The sequence below is a fragment of the Oecophyllibacter saccharovorans genome (genome assembly GCF_006542375.1).
Taxonomy (GTDB): Bacteria; Pseudomonadota; Alphaproteobacteria; order Acetobacterales; family Acetobacteraceae; genus Oecophyllibacter; species Oecophyllibacter saccharovorans.
In genome coordinates, this window is the sequence record NZ_CP038143.1 from 459,111 (window position 1) to 475,985 (window position 16,875).

Consider the following 16,875-nt stretch of genomic DNA (forward strand, 5'->3'; position numbering starts at 1 on the left):
CACATGATCATCCGAACGCACCTGATATGGTGCGTCTCGGAAGCATTAAACGCCAACCGGGCTTTTCGGGCAAGCAAGGGAGGGCTGGTTTCCGCCCAAGGCAGCCACGCATCCTGTGCAGGGCTGCACGCCTCAGCCGGTTCAGCTGGGTGTGTTCCCCAGCTGGCGTTCAGCTCCGACACTGGGCCAGCGGCCCTGGCTCAGCGCGGACAGGGAGGGGGTATCGAGCCCCATTTCCTGAGCATAGCGCCAGGTGGCGCTCAGCACGCCGTGCACGTAATGGCGCGTTTCATCATTGGGGAGCACTTCCATGAAGTAGAGCGGATCCATGATCGCATCCTGACGGGCTTCCCAGTGCAGGATGGCGCCGGGCCCTGCATTGTAGGAAGCCAGCACGTGCAGCAGATCCCCTTCCACCGGTTTGTTCGCAACCAGGCTGCTGTTAGGCGGCAGTGAGCGCAACTGGGCGGTTTTCGGCAGGCTTCCGCCCGGCACGCTTTCCGCAGGAGCGAATTCCACGCCTGTCGCCCCCGCAAGATACAGCAGGTAAAGCTGCCCGACTTCCAGGTTGTAAGCCGGCTCGGTCAGGCGTTTTTCGATGCCGGGCACCACCGGAATGACGGGTTGGCCATGCTGATCATAAGTAATGCGACTGGCCACGATGAAACTGGCCGTCTGCGGGCGGATCTGCATAAGGCCCCGCGCGCCGGCCGAGGACTGGGCCTGGGTGTCAAAATTCGATTCCATGCGCACGACGCCGTAAACCAGAGCCGGATCCAGACGGAAACCGTGTTGCGGCTTGAGCTGGGCAGAGACGAGAGACGGCCCTTCACGTCTTCCAACATCCTCTGCTGTGTTGGAAGCGGATGTGTTAGAAGCGGATTTCTGGGGCTGGGAGGAAACCGGCTCCTGCACTGGATGCAGCCGGTCCAGCGCCGCTTCCATCTGGGCAGCCAGACCGCTCATGCCTGCTGTCCGCGTCACCACTGCAAGCGAGCGGGCCCGCATCGGATCATTGCGGATGTCCGGCCACATACGCCGCACCAGCGCTTCAGCACGTCCCTGTTCCCCCAGCTGCAGCAAGGCGAAGAAATGCTGTCCTTCCGACAGGGTCGAAACGGCTGCAAGGTCGATTTCCCCCATCATGCGGCCGCGCCCGGAAGGTCTGGCAGACTTGGAGCTGTGAGCTCTGAAGAAACCGATCAAACGCTGCCGGAACAACCGCAAGCGGTTCGAAAACTTCTGAGTGGGTGATTTTTCAGTTTCTGTGGCCAGCCAATGCCGGGCCAGAAGAGCATAAAAGGCCTTCCCGTCCCCCGCTTCCACACCGCTGGCATCAGATAAAGAGGCGTCTGCTGAGACATTTCCCTTCCGGGCAGCTGCACGCTTGAGCCAGACCAGGCGCACATGACGGTTGCGCGCCGCACGCGCCGCCCAGAAAGCAGCGCCTGCCCGCACCCCGGGCTCAAGCACCGGCGCATCGGCCGCCTGCGCAAACAACGCGTGCGCATTGTCAGTCTTGCCAGTTTTCCATGCCGCCAGACCCGCTATGAAAGCGGGGAATCCGTATTTCTGCTCCCCCCGTTTCATACCGCGCATGCCGATGCGAAACGCATCATGAACCTGCCCCTGGCTGAGCAGCGACAAGGCGATCTCCCCATAAAGCTGGGCTGCGTAAGGATTCGTCATGCCGGGCGTGGCATCAATCAGACGCAACGCGTTTTCAGCACCAGTGATCCCTGAACTGCTCCACTCAGAAACCGTCCGGTCCAACAGAGGATTGCGCACCAGCCCTCCGTAGGATGACCTGAAGGGAAGCGCCGCTGGCGGCTGGGAAGCGCCTGTCCGAGCGGCCGCTGGCGCCGGCGTGCGCGCACCGGGCAGGAGAATATGCGCCCGCACTGCCGGCAGTGTTCTGGCCAGATGCGGGGCGCGTTTTTCCAGCAGCGCCCGGATGGCAGGTGCATCAGGCGCATGGGGATAGGCATGCAGCCAGGCGCGCAGCTCGGCTACGGAAGGATCAGCATCCGTGTGCAGATACAGCTCAGCCAGCAGATCAGGCAGCACGACTGAATCAGCTTCGGTCTCCGACGCGCCCAAAGCGGCTGCCAGTTTCACGGCTTTGCGTGCATTCCCTTCCCGCAGGACACGGAAAATCTCTCTGTAACGGTTCACTGCGGAAGGGGAGAGCGGTTGCGGGAAAGCGGGGGCCACACCCTGGCCCGACCGGTAAGGCGCGAAACTGGTCAGCTGCCCTTCCGCGCCTCCCCCTCCAGCCTGGGAGGCGTGCAAAGGGGGCACCAACGAAGCAACTTCCGGCGGCGTGGCAGTGGGCTCCCTATGCGCAAGCGCTGGATAGGCGAGACAAAGTGTAAGGCTTGTTGAGGCACCTGCCAGAAGCGCGGCACTGACCATTGCGGTCCGGACCGACACAACAGGTACCGACGCAAGTATCCTTCGCATAACATTTTTAAGTTAATGGCGTTCTATTCCATTTGTAAATTCAATAATTTTTAAAGATGGGAAAGAAGCTCCTTCTTTGTCTGGTTCTTTGTCTGGAAAACTCTCTGAAATCCGCCTAAACCCCTAATGGATCAGCGAAATATTTTCTCCTCCTGGTTATTCTTTTTTCGCGGCTTTATTGGAACCACTTCCTTAATTTCATTCTTCTTTTCTTGTCATCTGCCAGAGCGTAGAATGTTTTTTCTGAAATACATGTTAAATTAATCAATGCACTTAAAATGCATTAAATACATTGATTGAATGTACTTCTGAACACTCTGGTTCTGGGAGCGTATCCCTCACCCGCCGGCCAGCTTGCGGCGCAGGGCCAGCATATCCTTCCAGAGTGCTCTACGGGGCGCCGGCCCGCCGGCCAGCTGCAGGGGATGGAGGGTCGGTAGCAGCGGCAAGGGCGTGTCAAGACCCGGCACAGTGACTTCAACCCATTGTCCTCGCAGCTGGGCCAGTCGTTTTTCCGTCCCCAGCAGCATGGCTGCAGCGGTAGCACCCATCGTTACCAGAAAAGCAGGACGACAGAGGGCGATGCTGCGTTGCAGAATCGGTAAAGCCGCCTGGCGTTCACCTGCAGAAAGCGGTCTTCCCCCAGGTGGGCGCCAGGGAATAGCGGGCGCCATGCTCAGCTGCCCGGCACTCAAACCGATCGACGCCAGGACCTGTCTCAACAGGATGCCCGCTTCTCCGGCGAAAAGCTGTCCTGACCGATCTTCATCCGCATTCGGCACTTCGCCGATCAGCATGAAGGGGGCCTGCGGCACCTGGACCGGATGCAGATGATGCATGGCGGTTCGGGCCAGCGACAATCCAGCCACCTGGCCTGAACGCGCTGCCAGCTCCTCGAAACTGCCTGCCCCCAGCACATCTGCCTCGCCTGCTTCTTCCAAATCCTTGGCTGCAGATATCTCCTGAGAGGGCTGTGGGCTTACAGGCGCAGGCGTGCTGACAGACGCAGGCGTGCGGGCTGCGTGAAGAGACTGGACAGGAGGGGCTTTTGCCGAAATGACCGCCCAGGGCTGGTCTTCAATCAGCGCTTCCGCACCCCATTCCTGCTGCAGGCGCAAGGCAGCCAGCAACGTCTCCGTGCTCTGTGCAGCAAGCGGCGTCTCCTGGTCGGTAGATTGAGGCGTGACCCGGCTCATGACTGCAGTGTTTTCCTCCTTCTGCGCCTTTTCACACTTCAGGCATTGTGTCTGCGTGTCTGCCGACCGGCTTTTCAGGAAGCCGGCTCCTTACCTGAACCTGACCTGACCTGACCTGACCTGACCTGACCTGAGAACAGGGAACGCCTTATGGCCTCTCCATGTCCTCTTCGGCACGTAAAAATTTCCACGATCGGCAGGATCCATTAAGCTGCGCAAATTGAGCGGAAGCGCCAATCAAATGATCAGGCACGGACCTTTCGTCAGAGTCTGCCTCTCTCCACTTCCTGCCCTACGGAATCTCTCCTTCATGGACCCTGAAACGCCGACAAGTCCTTTACCGTCACCAAGCACGCCTCCCAGAATGGAGCGTGCCTGTGCCAAGATCAATCTCTACCTTCACGTCACTGGCCGACGTGCTGACGGCTATCATCTTCTCGACAGTCTTGCCGTCTTTACAGACGCCTGCGACCGTCTCTTCCTGGAAACCCTTCCGCCTCCAGAGGCGTCTGGCCCCCGAAACATCCCCTCTGACCAGCCCCCTTTCACCCTGCATCTGGATGGGCAGTTCGGCAGGAAACTGCTCAACGAAGGCAAAGCTGTTGCCGGAAACGACAATCTGATCCTCAAAGCGGCGCGCTTCCTGGCTGAAGCCGCCGGGCAGACAGGAGAACTTCCAGACAACCTGGCCCCGATTGCCTTTCGCCTTGAAAAGGATCTGCCTGTCGCTTCCGGCATCGGCGGCGGCTCTGCTGATGCCGCTGCCGCCCTGCGCCTTCTGACAGCCTGCTGGGATCTGAAACCTGAGCTGCAGGTACAGGTGGGCCCCCTTCTGGGAGCAGACGTGCCTGTGTGCCTTCTGCAGCGGCCGGCCCGCATGGAAGGCATTGGCGAGCAGCTCAGCGCGGCACCTGCACTGCCTCCTGCAATGGGCATGCTGCTGGTCAACCCCGGAGTCGCAGTTGCCACGCCGGCAATCTTCAAAGCCCTTGCGGCTGGCGGAGGGCCAGCTGCCCGCGCGCCTTTGGTTCTTCCCTCTCAAGGCTGGCAGAGCGTGGAGGAGCTGGCCGGATGGCTGCAGACTCATACCACCAATGATCTCGAAGGCCCTGCTATTGCCCAGGCCCCCGTCATACAGGACGTTCTGACGATCTTGCGCCAACTTCCCGAAATAAGACTTGCCCGGATGAGCGGCTCGGGGGCGACGTGTTTTGCCCTGCTCGAATCCCCGCAGGCAGCGCAACGCGCACGCACAGCCCTTGCCAGCCACCCGCAAGCCGCCTCATGGTGGCACTGGGCAGGCGGCATGACATCTTTGCCGCACAAGACAGGACCACAAGCATGACAAGCCCGCTCAAGCCTTTCATTTCACTAGTCATGGCCGGCTTCCTGGCCGGGACAGTTTTTCTCTCAGCTGGGCCTGCCTCCGCCCAATCGGTTTTCGGCCCCCTGCCTGTCCAGAGCCAGTTTCAGACCTTTGTGGCAGACGGCCACCCAGTAGAAGAGCTGGATGAAAGCTTCGGTCCGAGCGCGGTTGTCTTTCAGAAACGTCTTGTAGGGCCCGGCCAGGCAAAACTCTTCGTGGCCGTTGCGGTCAGCAATGCTTATTTCCCCTGCGGCAATAACCTAACAGGGCACAGCATGATGCTGGGCAGCTGGAACAGCCAACCCCCCGTTCTGCAGAGTGACCCGCAGGCTTTGGTTCTGGAAGGGGTTGTCTGTCGTTCCGGTTTTGTCCTGGCTCATAGCGGCCCCGAACAATCGGAAAGGCTTGCAGCGTTGCTTCAGGCAGATCTGAAAGCTCAACCCTCCGGGCGCCTGGCTCTCAAGCTGGGTACCCACACGGTTTTTCTGGCCCCAGCTTCCCCGCAAAGCCAGGTTCAGCTGCTTCACATGCTACCCTGACTTCAAGGATCTCCTGAAGACCAAAAGAGAAAAAGGGAACCGGCCAGAAAAAATCTGCCAGCGCTTGAAGCACTGGCAGATACAGGCCCGAACGCCTTAGGAGGCAGGGCGCTGAGCGCAAGTTATATAACTTCAAGTTATATAACTTAAGGCGTTGCAGCCTTCAGATGGGCATTGCACTGCGACCAGTAACCGCCGCCCTTCTGGATCCATTTCAGCTGGCCATTGGCGCCCTTGGGCTTGTTGGCACGGTACTGGGCAGCACAGGTCTGGAGGCGAGCCTTACCCGGAGTAAGTTTGGAAAACTCCGGTGCAATCGCCTGCGGAAAGACCACGCCCGCCGCGCTGGTCGTGGTCACGGCTGCAGCTGCGCTCGGCTTCACCATATCGGAATTTTCAGACGTCTTAGCCTCCGGCACAGCCCCGGCAGGCACGCTACCGGAAGCAGCCGCCCCAGAACCAGCAGGGGTCGCAGCGCCCACATCAGCCGTCTGGCACTTGGCCGCCTTGAAGGCAGCGTAGGTCTGGCCATTCAGGCTGCCGTCTTTTTTGGCGGCCTGAAAAGCCTGGTGACATTGCCGGGCTGACACCGCACCGGCTGCTGCAGCATGAGCCGCGTTACCCGGCAGCGCCGTTCCCAGCGCCAGCCCCAGACCGGCTGCAAGAACTGTCATTCCGGCGGGCTTCCTGTTCATCGTCTTTTTCATGCTCATGCGAACCCCCAAAGCGTTGAAATCCAAAACATTAAAACAAGGTGAAAATTAGCACCCTAAAATAATTATACAAATATTCTGACGTGTATTGAATTCAGCTCTTCCGTCATTCAATTGCCTGCGCCATCACCATGATTTTACCGCGACACTTTACTGCAGGCCAGTTGAATCCTGCCAGCGCGCTTCCCTCAGTTCAGGCGTTCACCGTGCTGTGTCAGATCGAGCCCTTCCTGTTCTTCATCTTCACTGACCCGCATACCCACCAGCCGATCAACCCCCCAGACCAGCAAGGCTGTCATGACAGCCGACCACAGCACGGTCACCGCCACCGCCTCTGCCTGTCTGCCCAGCAAAGACAGGCTGCCGCTGATGCCGGGCGTGATTGCAGTAGCTGAAAGGGGCCCCCAGGCCAGCACACCGGTCAGCAAGGCCCCGATGATGCCGCCGATACCGTGAATGCCGAAGGCATCCAGAGTATCATCATATTTCAACCAGTGCTTGAGACGCGTCACACAGAAAAAACAGCCCAGCGCCGCACATCCCCCGATCGGCAGGGCCGCCCAGGGCAACACGAAGCCGGCAGCCGGCGTGATGCCCACCAGACCGGCCAACGCCCCTGAGACGATGCCCAGAGCCGTGGGCTTGCCAAGCAGGCACCACTCCACGCCCATCCAGGCGCATCCGCCTGCTGCAGCCGCCAGTTGGGTGACCAGCATGGCCATACCGGCCCGACTGTCCGCCGCCAGGGCTGAGCCGGCATTGAAGCCGAACCAGCCAATCCAGAGCAAAGCGACACCGATCAGGGCATAGACTAGATTCCAGGGTGACATATCCTCCTGACCGATGCCGCGGCGCCGGCCGAGCATGATGGCACAGACCAAACCGGCAATGCCGGCATTGACATGCACCACCGTGCCGCCGGCGTAATCCAGCGCGCCCAGCCTGGCCAGCCAGCCGCCAGGGCTCCAGACCCAATGGGCGAGCGGCGCATAGACCAGCAGCGACCACAGGACTGAAAACACACACAGCCCGGCAAAGCGCACCCGACCCGCCACCGCGCCGGTGATGATGGCCGGTGCGATAACGGCAAAACCCATCTGAAAAAGCAGATACACACTTTCAGGCAGGGTGGTGGGGACAGCATCGGGCAACCCGGCACCCAAAACGAACGCCCTGTCCGCACCTTGCGGGCCCAGCAGGAAATTATCTGCCACGCCCCGCAATCCGAGACGTTCCAGCCCGCCCAACCAGGGTGTGCCATTGGTGAAAGCCAGGCTGTAGCCCAGCAGCATCCAGGCCAGCGAAACCAGGCAACAGATCACAAAGGATTGCGCCAGCGTGGACAGGACATTTTTGCGCCGTACCATGCCGGCATAAAACAGGCCGATTCCGGGAATGGTCATCATCAGGACCAGCGCTGCGCTGATCAGCATCCAGGCGGTATTGCCGCCGTCCACTTTCATCTCTGGTCCCTCCCCTGCAGCGGATGACTTGAGCGGATGACTTACAGAGCGATGTCCCCGCTTTCTCCCGTGCGGATGCGAACCACCCTTTCCAGAGGGGAGACGAAAACCTTGCCATCGCCGATCTTGCCAGTGCGGGCCGCCTGAACGATCACCTCGACCGCCTCGTCCACCCGTTCATCGGCCACGGCGAGGTCAATCCGGGTCTTGGCGACAAAATTCACGTGATATTCCGCCCCCCGGTAGATCTCCGTCTGGCCTTTCTGATGGCCGAAGCCCCGCACATCACTGGCCGTAAGCGCAGGGAAGCCGGCCTCAACCAGGGCTTCGCGCACGTTTTCCAACCTGAAAGGTTTGATGATGGCAGTGATGAGTTTCATGACTTTTCCATTCCGCCGGTTGCGCTGACAGCTGCCGCGAATTCACAACAGATTTCCTTGCCTGCAGCACCCGATACCCACCTCTTTCGTATCATAACCGCAACGAAAGGACCAGCTTCTTTCCCGCCCAGCTCCCCTTTCCTTTCCAGCATCCACACGGTAGGAACAGAAGCCCCTGGCCCGGAGAGCAAGCTGATGAGCAAGCATTACGATCTGTGCATCAATGGCGGCGGCCCCATCGGCAGTACCCTGGCCGGTCTTGTAGCCCGCCAGGGCAGACGCGTGCTGCTGCTGGAACGCAATCCATTCGTGACAGAGCCTCTCTCCTCCCTGGACGGACGCGCCTATGCGCTGGCGGAAGGGGTCATTCCCCTGCTTGAGCAGGCGGGTATCTGGGCCCAGCTGCCACGTCCCGCCGAAGCCATCCGGGCCATTCACGTCCTTGACGGCCAGGGACCCCTCCCGCGAGCCAGCAGGCGCCAGATAGCCTCAGACGGCCTTACCTTCCAGCCCGAGGACGCCCCTGAGCAACGGCCTTTCGGGTGGATGGTGGAGGCCTATGACCTTCTGGCGGCCATCGCTCGTACGGTTTCCAGCCACCCTGAGCTTGACGTGCGCGCGCCCGAAACCGGCAGTTTTGACTTCCGGGAGGACCGGGTCGACATCACCCTGAGCTCAGGCGAAAAAGCCAGTGCTTCGCTGGTTGTCGCGGCAGACGGGCGCCGCTCCGCCCTGCGGCAGCAGGCTGGTATCGGTGTTCAGGTCACGCCTTTTCACAAACATGCGCTCGTGGCGGCAATGGCCCATGAAAAGCCCCATCATGGCAGCGCGTTGGAAAACTTTCTGCCTCAGGGGCCTTTTGCAAGGCTGCCTCTGCCGGCAAGTGACCGTCATCCCCACCGCTCAGCCATTGTCTGGACCGACACGCCGCAGCGCATAAAGCATTTTCACGATATGCCGGCTGACGTCTTCGCGCGCCTGGTGGAAGAACGTCTGGGCGGCGAGGACCTGGGCAAGATAACACTGACCGGGCAGCGTTGGCTGTATCCGCTGGCCTCACAATACGCCTTGCGCTATACCGCCCCGCGCCTGGCCCTGATCGGTGATGCGGCGCACGGTCTCCACCCTGTGGCCGGACAGGGCATGAATCTGGGTTTCCGGGATGTACGCACGCTCGCAGCCCTGCTGGAAGAAGCCTGGAATGAAGGCAGCGGGACAGCCAGGGTGGACCTCGGCGCGCCCGCACTTCTGGCGCGTTACCAGCACTCCACCCGCCCCGGCAACTTTGCCATGCTTCTGGCCTGCAACGGGATGGAGCACCTGTTCAGCACCCATAATCCTTTCCTGCGCGGTGCCCGCCAGCTGGGCCTCAAAGCGTTGGAGCGCCTGCCCGGGCTGCGACGCAGCTTCGTGCAGCAGGCCATGGGGCTTTAAGGTCTTTTCTGTATGCAGCAGCCAGCCGGCACCCCTCATGCCCATGAGGAAAAGCGCAGGGCCGCTTTGCCTGAACCCCGCTTCACCCCTCTCATGGACAGCAGATATCATGGAGCACTGACGGGCTTTTGGCACGACTTCCGCGCGGAAGCCAGTTGCTGCAATGATCCTCTCATCCGCGACCTGTACGCTGTCAATATCTGTGACCACAAGGATTTCGCCTCTGCCCTCTCCTCCCTGCTGGCCACAAAGCTCAAGGACCGCGCCCTTTCGGAAGTGGCACTCAAGGGCCTGATCACCCACGTGCTGGAAGAGGCGCCTGAAATAGCAGCGGCGGCGGCAGCCGACATTCTGGCTACGCATGAACGTGATCCGGCCTGCCCTGATCTCGTTACACCGTTTCTGTTCTTCAAAGGCTGGCAGGCAGTGCAGGCCTACCGCATCGCCCACCAGCTCTGGCTGCAGGGACGCAGGCCTCTGGCTTATCACCTGCAGAGCCGGGTGAACGAGAAATTCGCCGTTGATATTCATCCGGCGGCCCAGCTGGGTTGGGGCCTGACAGTCGATCACGGGACCGGCATCGTCATCGGGGAAACCGCAATTGTGGAAAACGACGTCATCCTTTTTCAGAATGTCACGCTGGGGGGTACGGGCAAAACAGGAGGGGACCGCCATCCGACCGTGCGGCAGGGAAGCCTGCTCGGTGCAGGCGCCATTGTGCTGGGCAATATTGAAATCGGAACTCAGGCGCGGATCGGAGCTGGCGCAGTCGTGCTGGAGAACATTCCCCCTTACGCCACAGCCGTTGGAAATCCTGCCCGAATTGTCCGGGTTGACACACCCGGGGCCAAACAGACCTGAAGCAACACCGGCCGGTCCGGTTATCCCCAGAAAAGGGGATAACGCCGGGTATGATCCTGTGCATGAGCCTGTGGACAAAAGTGGATGAATCTCCGGACTCCTTGTGCCTCAAGGAGTCGCGCTGTGGGGATCTCAAATAACGGGAAAAGAGCTTTTCCCTGCCTTGCAGGCATATGCCTGCCCAACTTACAGCGCGGGAGAAAGGCCGAGCTGTGCAGGGGAAGAAGATGTGGACAGAATGGGATAACCGGTTGCTGGGAAATCTGTTTCCTGAAGCCAGGCCATAAAAAAGGCAGGCCCTCCTGAAAGGCACCTGCCTCTTTATCCCGGCTTCTGCAGAGCAAGCTGAACTCCGGTCCTTTCACGCGCCTGGAAGCGACCGGAACCTTGTTTCAGCCCTGTTTCCTCCGGCTCACTTCTCGGTTGAGAAATGGAACACGGTGGTAAAATCGTAGGTCTGGCCCGGCTTCAGCTCAATGCTGGGAAAAGCAGGCTGATTGGGGCTGTCAGGGAAAAATTCCGGCTCAAACGCCAGCGCATCGGTCTGGCGATAGGTGCGACCGGAAGGGCCGACATAGTTACCCAGAATATTATTGGTGGTGTAGAACTGCATGCCTGGCAGGTTGGTCAGCACTTCCATGACGCGGCCGGAACGCGGGTCAATCAGCTTGGCGGCCAGACGCACCTTGTGGCCGTTGCCGTAAGGACCGTCGATCACCCAGCATTTATCATAACCGCGCGGCACTGACATCTGCGGATCAGGACTGCGCAGGCGTTCGCCTACCCTGTGGGGCTGGCGGAAATCAAACGGCGTTCCTTCCACAGGGGCCAGTTTTCCGGTCGGAATGGAAAGATCATTGGTCGGGATGTAACGGTTGGCAAAGATCTGCAGGATTTCCGGTTCATCGCTGCCCGAGCCCTCACCGTTGAGGTTCCAGTAATTATGTGTGGCCAGGTTGACGATCGTCGGCGCATTGGTGGTCGCCTTGAAATTCAGGGACAGGTCGTCATCGTTGTTGAGCTTGTAGGTTGCCAGCGTCGTCAGCTCACCCGGAAATCCCTGGTCGCCATCTGGGCTGACAAGTCGCAGCGTCACCCAGGCGCCATTCGCGTCATGGCCTACGCCGGCGATGGTCCACAGCTTGTCCTTGAAGGAAACCGGGCCGCCATGCAGCGTATTGGGCGCCTGGTTGGTCGGCAGGTGATAGGTCTTGCCTTCCAGCTGGAAGCTGCCGCCTGCAATGCGGTTGGCGACACGGCCAAGAACCGCGCCGAAAAAGGCATCGTCATTGTATTTGAGATAATCCTGCAGGTTCGGGAAACCGAGTGCGATGTCCTGCTCCTTGCCGGCCCGGTCAGGCGTATCCACTGACTGGATCGTGGCCCCGTAGGTGAGAATACGCGCCGTCACCCCGTGATCATTATGCAGGGTGATCATCTGGACGGTCTGTCCGTCAGGCATCTTGCCCCAATCCGTCACGGTCACTGTGGGCTCAGGAGCAGCCATGGCACTGCCGCCGACTACTGCCAGGCTCAACGCACTGGCGCAAAGCAGCCCCGCCACATGACGGCCCTTGCGGGACAGAAGGGGGGATAAGAGACGACGGGCGGGCAGCGTGTTCGATATACTGGACATAGATTTCCTCGTTCCTGCGATAAGTGGCCCGGCCTGTTGCAGTCCGGACTTCACTTTCCCTGCCGGAAACACGTCTCTTTAAGTCAATCATGGACGGAACGGCAGAGTACGGGCGCCAGAAGATGCACGGAAGCAGCCTGATGCTTCTTCAGCTTGCCTCTATAATAAGGGAAGCAACTGAACGTTTCTGACAACCCGTCCTGACTTCACATCTGAGTTTCCTGATTTGGGACTTGCTTTATCAGAGAGCGCCCTTTCCACCCTCCAGCCCCACAGATCAGACCCCACAGCCCGACCGGAAAAGACCGGGAAAGAAACGTGGCACAAACGACACGTTTTCCCCTTACCCCCTTTTCACGCCGGAAAGAGGGGTAGGCAGTCAAGGAGGTTTCATTCTACTTTCACGCGCCAGGCAGGTTTCCTGTCCCCTAAACCATGCGCCCGTTTTCCGCCCTGCAACCTCTGCCCCAGCGCTGCGATGAAACAGGCGCCAGACAACAGGGCGACACAGGCAGAGGTCTGAAGAAAAGGGGGCTGGAGAAAGGGACTGAAAATTTCGTGGCGGGATTTAAGGACAGCGCATGGGCTCCGGGCAGATGAATGACGGCACAACCACTACCCTGACAGTGCAGAAAAGAGCGATGATGCAAACGAGCGCCCGAAAAGCCCTGACCTCACGCGCCACGCCGACGCAGCGTCGCCGTTCCGTTCTGAGTATGGTCCCGATCATCCGTGCCCTGCTAGGCTGTGTCGTGCTTCTGAGCCTTGACGCCTGCAAATCTATCCGCGCCCCTGTTCCGAAAGATCCCGATGCGCTGGCCGACTATAAATTGGCCAATGACCCCTATGAGCCCCTGAACCGCAAGATGTACGACATCAACATGTGGGCTTACCATTTCGCCCTGCGCCCCATGGGCAAGGCCTGGAAGAATTACGTTCCCCATCCTATCCGGCAGTCCATCGCCACGCTGAACGAGACCTGGCGGCAGCCAGCCGTCTTCTTCTCGGATGTAGGCGCAGGCAAGCCGCGCCGTGCCGGCGATTCCTTCATGCGCTTTCTCATCAACATGACAGCGGGGGTTGCCGGATTCTTCGATGTGGCCGGGCTGGTCGGCTACAAGCAGCACAGCACGGATCCGGGCATGGTATTCGGAACCTGGGGGATCAAAAGCGGGCCTTATCTCTTCCTGCCCTTCATCGGTCCGAGCAGTTTTCGTGACATGGTCGGGTACGCCGTCAGCCAGGGCCTGACCCCCATCAACTACGTGCCGCGCGGTTACGGACTGCTCAGCTTTGACTGGGGTTACAACATCCTGGGCACCATGAATGTCTTTGCCGACAGCACCGACCAGCTCGATGCCATCGAGCAGCAGAGCCTTGATCCTTACGCCTATCTCCGCAGCGCCTGGCAGCAGAATCGCCAGAACGAGGTGCAGAAACTCAAGGACGACAACCGACGCACGGTACCGGACTGGTACTGAGACAGATACTGAGGCACAGCGGGAAGCCTGCTGCCGCCCCCGCAACGGCGATCAAGCTGACGGTAATCAGGCTGAGCGCGGCAAAATATGGATGAATGGATACATATCTGATATCCTTGTCCGGACATGACTTTTCGTCTCAAGACTTTGGCTGCATGCAGGGTGGTAACCGATTGTACCAACTCCCCATGCGCCCCTATCATTCAACCGTCCTGCCTGTCGCTCAGAAGTCCGGACCTAACAGGGAGATTCCCATTATGATACTCCGCAGCTTTTCACGCCGCGCCGTTCTGGGAGCCGCCGGCGTTCTGTCTTTGCTGCCTGGCTTGGTCCTTGCCAGCCCCGCGACGGATTTTGTGGCCTCCTTCGGCGACAAGATCTCGCAGATCCTCAATTCCGGTCAGTCCCTGCAGCGCAAACGGCAGGAGATCCTGCCCCTGCTCAAGGCCAATGTCGACATTCCGGCCATCGGGCGCTACTGCCTGGGCCGTTACTGGCGCATGGCAACCCCTGAGCAGCAGGCAACCTATCTGAAACTGTTCGACCACGTTCTCGTACACGGCGTGATGGCGCAGATCGGCAATTACCAGAACATCAGCCTCCGGATCACCGAGAGCGTTCCCAGCCCGGTCGGTGACAAGGTATCTGTGGAGATCAGCCGCAAGAACCAGCCGAATGTCATGATGACCGTGGTGGTTGACGGCCACCCGCCCAAAATCATCGATCTTTACGGTGAAGGGGCCAGCATGCGCCTGACCCAGCGCAGCGATTACCTGGCTTTCATGGCCCGCCACAACGGAAATGTGCAGGCCCTGCTTGATGCACTGCATCAGCAGGTCATGCGCAATATGGGCCCCTGAAATCACGTCTCCTGCCACGGCTCACGCCCTGATCTGCGCCCCCCTTACAGACAGACACTGCCAAAAGTCGAGACGACAGGTCTGATGGCCGGGCACAATCCTTTTCCCGGCTATCAGAACTTTCCTTAAAAGCCTTTCATGACAGATGCCCTCTCAGCCGCGCCCGGCAAGATCGTGGACGATATGGCGCCTTACGACTTTCACCTGCCTGAAAGCCGTATTGCCACACACCCGGCCCGACCCCGCGAAAGCGCGCGTTTGCTACATGTCCGTCCGACTTCTGCCAGTCAGGCGGTACTGAATACTCACCGGATTGCTGATCTTCCCACCCTTCTCCGCCCGGGCGACCTGCTGGTGGCCAATAATACGGAAGTCATTCACGCAAAGCTGGAAGCAATGCGGGGCCAGGCCAGAATCGGCATCACGCTGGATCGCCCGCTTCCGGGAGGCACCTGGCATGTCCTTGCCCGTAATGCCCGCAAACTCCGCGCAGGTGACCTGCTGACATTCGGCACTGATTGTGTCACGGCTGAAGTGGTGGCCAATGAGGGCGCAGGCGCTGCCGAGCTGCGCTTTTCAGTGGAAGGCGCACCTTTCGACGCCTTTCTTGAACGCTGCGGCGTTCTGGCGCTGCCTCCTTACATCGCCCGCCCGCAAGGCCCCACCGCCCAGGACGAGCGCGACTACCGCACAATCTTTTCGCGCTACCGGGGCGCGGTGGCCGCACCGACAGCCGGGCTCCACTTCACGCCTGATCTGCTTGAGGCTCTGGCGCAACGCGGCATCGCGCAGCGTACCGTGACCCTGCATGTCGGTGCGGGCACGTTTCTGCCGGTCCGCTCCAGCCTGGCCGAGCACCGCATGCATGCGGAATGGGGGCATATCGACGAGGCAACCGCACAGGCCATCAACACCACCCGCGCTCAGGGCGGACGCATCGTGGCCGTGGGCACGACCAGTCTGCGCCTTCTGGAAAGTGCCGCTGATGAAAACGGTCTTATCCATCCCTGGCGGGGTGAGACGTCCATCTTCATCCGGCCGGGCTACAGATTCCGGGCGGTTGATGTGCTGATGACCAATTTTCACCTGCCACGTTCAACCCTTTTCATGCTCGTCTGCGCCTTTGCGGGCACCACCAACATGCAGACAGCCTATCACCAGGCCATCACCGACAGGATGAGATTCTATTCCTATGGCGATGCCTGCCTGCTAGAACGCCAGCCATGACCCAGCAGCACGACGGACTTCTTTCCCAGGACCAGGCTCTCCCCAGGCCGGACCTTACCCCGAGCGACCGGCTCTACTGGCAGGAGGAAGGCCGGTGCAGCCAGGCACGGGCCGGGTGGCTGCATACCCGCCACGGGCGCGTCCCCACACCGACCTTCATGCCTGTCGGCACTGTCGGCACCGTCAAGGGAATGACAGCTGACGCCGTGCGCGCGACGGGGGCTGGTGTCGTTCTGGGCAATACCTATCACCTCATGCTGCGCCCGGGTGCGGACCGTGTGCAGAAACTGGGCGGACTGCACAGAATGATGGACTGGCCCGGACCGATTCTGACGGATTCCGGCGGCTTTCAGGTCATGTCTCTGGGACCGTTGCGCAAAATGGATGAGGACGGCGTTACTTTCCGCTCCCACATTGACGGCAGTTCCCACCGCCTGACGCCTGAGATTTCCACGGACATCCAGTTCAAGCTGGATGCGACGATCTCCATGGCTTTCGATGAGTGCCCGGCCCTGCCGGCCACCAAGGAACGGCTGGAGGAGTCCATGGAACGCTCCATGCGCTGGGCTGCCCGCTCGCGCGAGGCCTTTACTCCGCGCCCGGGCTACGGGCAGTTCGGCATCGTCCAGGGCGGAACGGAACAGGATTTGCGCGCCCGCTCTGTCAAAGCGCTGACCGAAATCGGGTTCGAAGGCTATGCCATCGGCGGCCTGGCGGTGGGAGAAGGGCAGGAACTCATGTTTTCCACCCTCGATTTCACCACGCCCCTGCTGCCCCAGGACAAGCCCCGGTACCTGATGGGTGTGGGCACCCCCGATGACCTCCTGGGCTCTGTCATGCGCGGATGTGACATGTTCGACTGCGTCATGCCCTCACGCGCCGGGCGGACGGCCCGCGCCTATACCGACCGTGGCCCTCTCAACCTGCGCAATGCCCGGTTTGCCGAGGATACGCGCCCCCTGACCCCTCATGAGGACGGGCCTCTCGCCCGCACGTCTCGCGCCTATCTGCACCATCTTTTCCGCGCCAATGAGATGCTGGGGCCGATGCTGCTCACCTGGCACAACCTGGCTTATTACCAGCGCCTGATGCGCCGCATCCGTGCCGCCATCATGAATGGCACCCTTGAAGCCCTGGCTGTCCAGTTGCGCGCCGGCTGGGCACAGGGCGACTGGAACCCTGAGGAATGGCCCTTTCCCCACTATAGCTGAACAGCTGAAGCTGCCTTCGACCATCTCAGGACTAGATTAACTGCC

General features: G+C 60.3%; 14 protein-coding genes. 8 read left to right on the forward strand and 6 right to left on the reverse strand.

The genetic code is table 11. The annotated features are described in order from the left end of the window. Positions 1–141: 141 nt before the first annotated feature. Both E3E11_RS02015 and E3E11_RS02020 read right to left on the reverse strand, forming a co-directional pair. A complete protein-coding gene (locus tag E3E11_RS02015) occupies positions 142–2,301 on the reverse strand; it encodes a transglycosylase SLT domain-containing protein (RefSeq protein WP_168189182.1) in 2,160 nt (719 codons plus the stop codon). 500 nt (positions 2,302–2,801) lie between these two features. Then, positions 2,802–3,659 (reverse strand): uracil-DNA glycosylase, encoded by an 858-nt coding sequence (locus tag E3E11_RS02020; RefSeq protein WP_141450962.1) that lies wholly within the window; start codon positions 3,657–3,659, stop codon positions 2,802–2,804. A 310-nt stretch (positions 3,660–3,969) separates the two neighbouring features. On the opposite strand from E3E11_RS02020, the gene E3E11_RS02025 reads away from it, so the two are divergent. After that, positions 3,970–5,004 carry a 4-(cytidine 5'-diphospho)-2-C-methyl-D-erythritol kinase gene (locus tag E3E11_RS02025; RefSeq protein WP_407938682.1) on the forward strand — a complete coding sequence of 345 codons (1,035 nt, stop codon included), beginning with the start codon at positions 3,970–3,972 and terminating at the stop codon, positions 5,002–5,004. Beyond that, a complete protein-coding gene (locus tag E3E11_RS02030) occupies positions 5,001–5,564 on the forward strand; it encodes a hypothetical protein (protein ID WP_141450964.1) in 564 nt (187 codons plus the stop codon). Before E3E11_RS02025 ends, E3E11_RS02030 begins: the two co-directional genes overlap by 4 nt. Positions 5,565–5,710: 146 nt before the next feature. On the opposite strand, the gene E3E11_RS02035 is transcribed toward E3E11_RS02030, so the two are convergent. The 3 genes from E3E11_RS02035 to E3E11_RS02045 all read right to left on the reverse strand — a co-directional run bounded on the left by E3E11_RS02035 (position 5,711) and on the right by E3E11_RS02045 (position 8,120). Continuing rightward, on the reverse strand, positions 5,711–6,238 hold the full coding sequence (locus tag E3E11_RS02035; protein ID WP_141450965.1) for a hypothetical protein: 528 nt from the start codon (positions 6,236–6,238) through the stop codon (positions 5,711–5,713). Positions 6,239–6,465: 227 nt separating this feature from the next. After that, positions 6,466–7,740 carry an ammonium transporter gene (locus E3E11_RS02040; protein WP_141450966.1) on the reverse strand — a complete coding sequence of 425 codons (1,275 nt, stop codon included), beginning with the start codon at positions 7,738–7,740 and terminating at the stop codon, positions 6,466–6,468. 41 nt (positions 7,741–7,781) lie between these two features. After that, positions 7,782–8,120, reverse strand: a complete 339-nt coding sequence (locus E3E11_RS02045; RefSeq protein ID WP_141450967.1) for a P-II family nitrogen regulator — start codon at positions 8,118–8,120, stop codon at positions 7,782–7,784. 195 nt (positions 8,121–8,315) lie between these two features. On the opposite strand from E3E11_RS02045, the gene E3E11_RS02050 reads away from it, so the two are divergent. Further along, complete coding sequence (locus E3E11_RS02050) at positions 8,316–9,554, forward strand: FAD-dependent monooxygenase (RefSeq protein ID WP_141450968.1); 1,239 nt, start codon at positions 8,316–8,318, stop codon at positions 9,552–9,554. A gap of 93 nt (positions 9,555–9,647) precedes the next feature. Continuing rightward, positions 9,648–10,415, forward strand: a complete 768-nt coding sequence (gene cysE / locus E3E11_RS02055; protein WP_141452053.1) for a serine O-acetyltransferase — start codon at positions 9,648–9,650, stop codon at positions 10,413–10,415. A 412-nt stretch (positions 10,416–10,827) separates the two neighbouring features. On the opposite strand, the gene E3E11_RS02060 is transcribed toward cysE, so the two are convergent. Continuing rightward, positions 10,828–12,051 (reverse strand): aldose epimerase family protein, encoded by a 1,224-nt coding sequence (locus tag E3E11_RS02060; RefSeq protein ID WP_141450969.1) that lies wholly within the window; start codon positions 12,049–12,051, stop codon positions 10,828–10,830. A gap of 716 nt (positions 12,052–12,767) precedes the next feature. Here E3E11_RS02060 and E3E11_RS02065 point away from each other — a divergent pair. The 4 genes from E3E11_RS02065 to tgt all read left to right on the forward strand — a co-directional run bounded on the left by E3E11_RS02065 (position 12,768) and on the right by tgt (position 16,830). Continuing rightward, the gene (locus E3E11_RS02065; protein WP_141452054.1) at positions 12,768–13,532 is read left to right on the forward strand and encodes an MlaA family lipoprotein; all 765 of its coding nucleotides are present in this window, start codon (positions 12,768–12,770) and stop codon (positions 13,530–13,532) included. 257 nt (positions 13,533–13,789) lie between these two features. Then, positions 13,790–14,392 (forward strand): MlaC/ttg2D family ABC transporter substrate-binding protein, encoded by a 603-nt coding sequence (locus E3E11_RS02070; RefSeq protein ID WP_231118956.1) that lies wholly within the window; start codon positions 13,790–13,792, stop codon positions 14,390–14,392. A 171-nt stretch (positions 14,393–14,563) separates the two neighbouring features. Beyond that, positions 14,564–15,619, forward strand: coding sequence for a tRNA preQ1(34) S-adenosylmethionine ribosyltransferase-isomerase QueA (gene queA / locus E3E11_RS02075; RefSeq protein WP_141452056.1), 1,056 nt, complete (start codon positions 14,564–14,566; stop codon positions 15,617–15,619). Further along, positions 15,616–16,830 carry a tRNA guanosine(34) transglycosylase Tgt gene (gene tgt / locus E3E11_RS02080; RefSeq protein ID WP_141450970.1) on the forward strand — a complete coding sequence of 405 codons (1,215 nt, stop codon included), beginning with the start codon at positions 15,616–15,618 and terminating at the stop codon, positions 16,828–16,830. The genes queA and tgt overlap by 4 nt, the downstream gene beginning before the upstream one ends. The last annotated feature ends 45 nt before the right edge of the window (positions 16,831–16,875 follow it).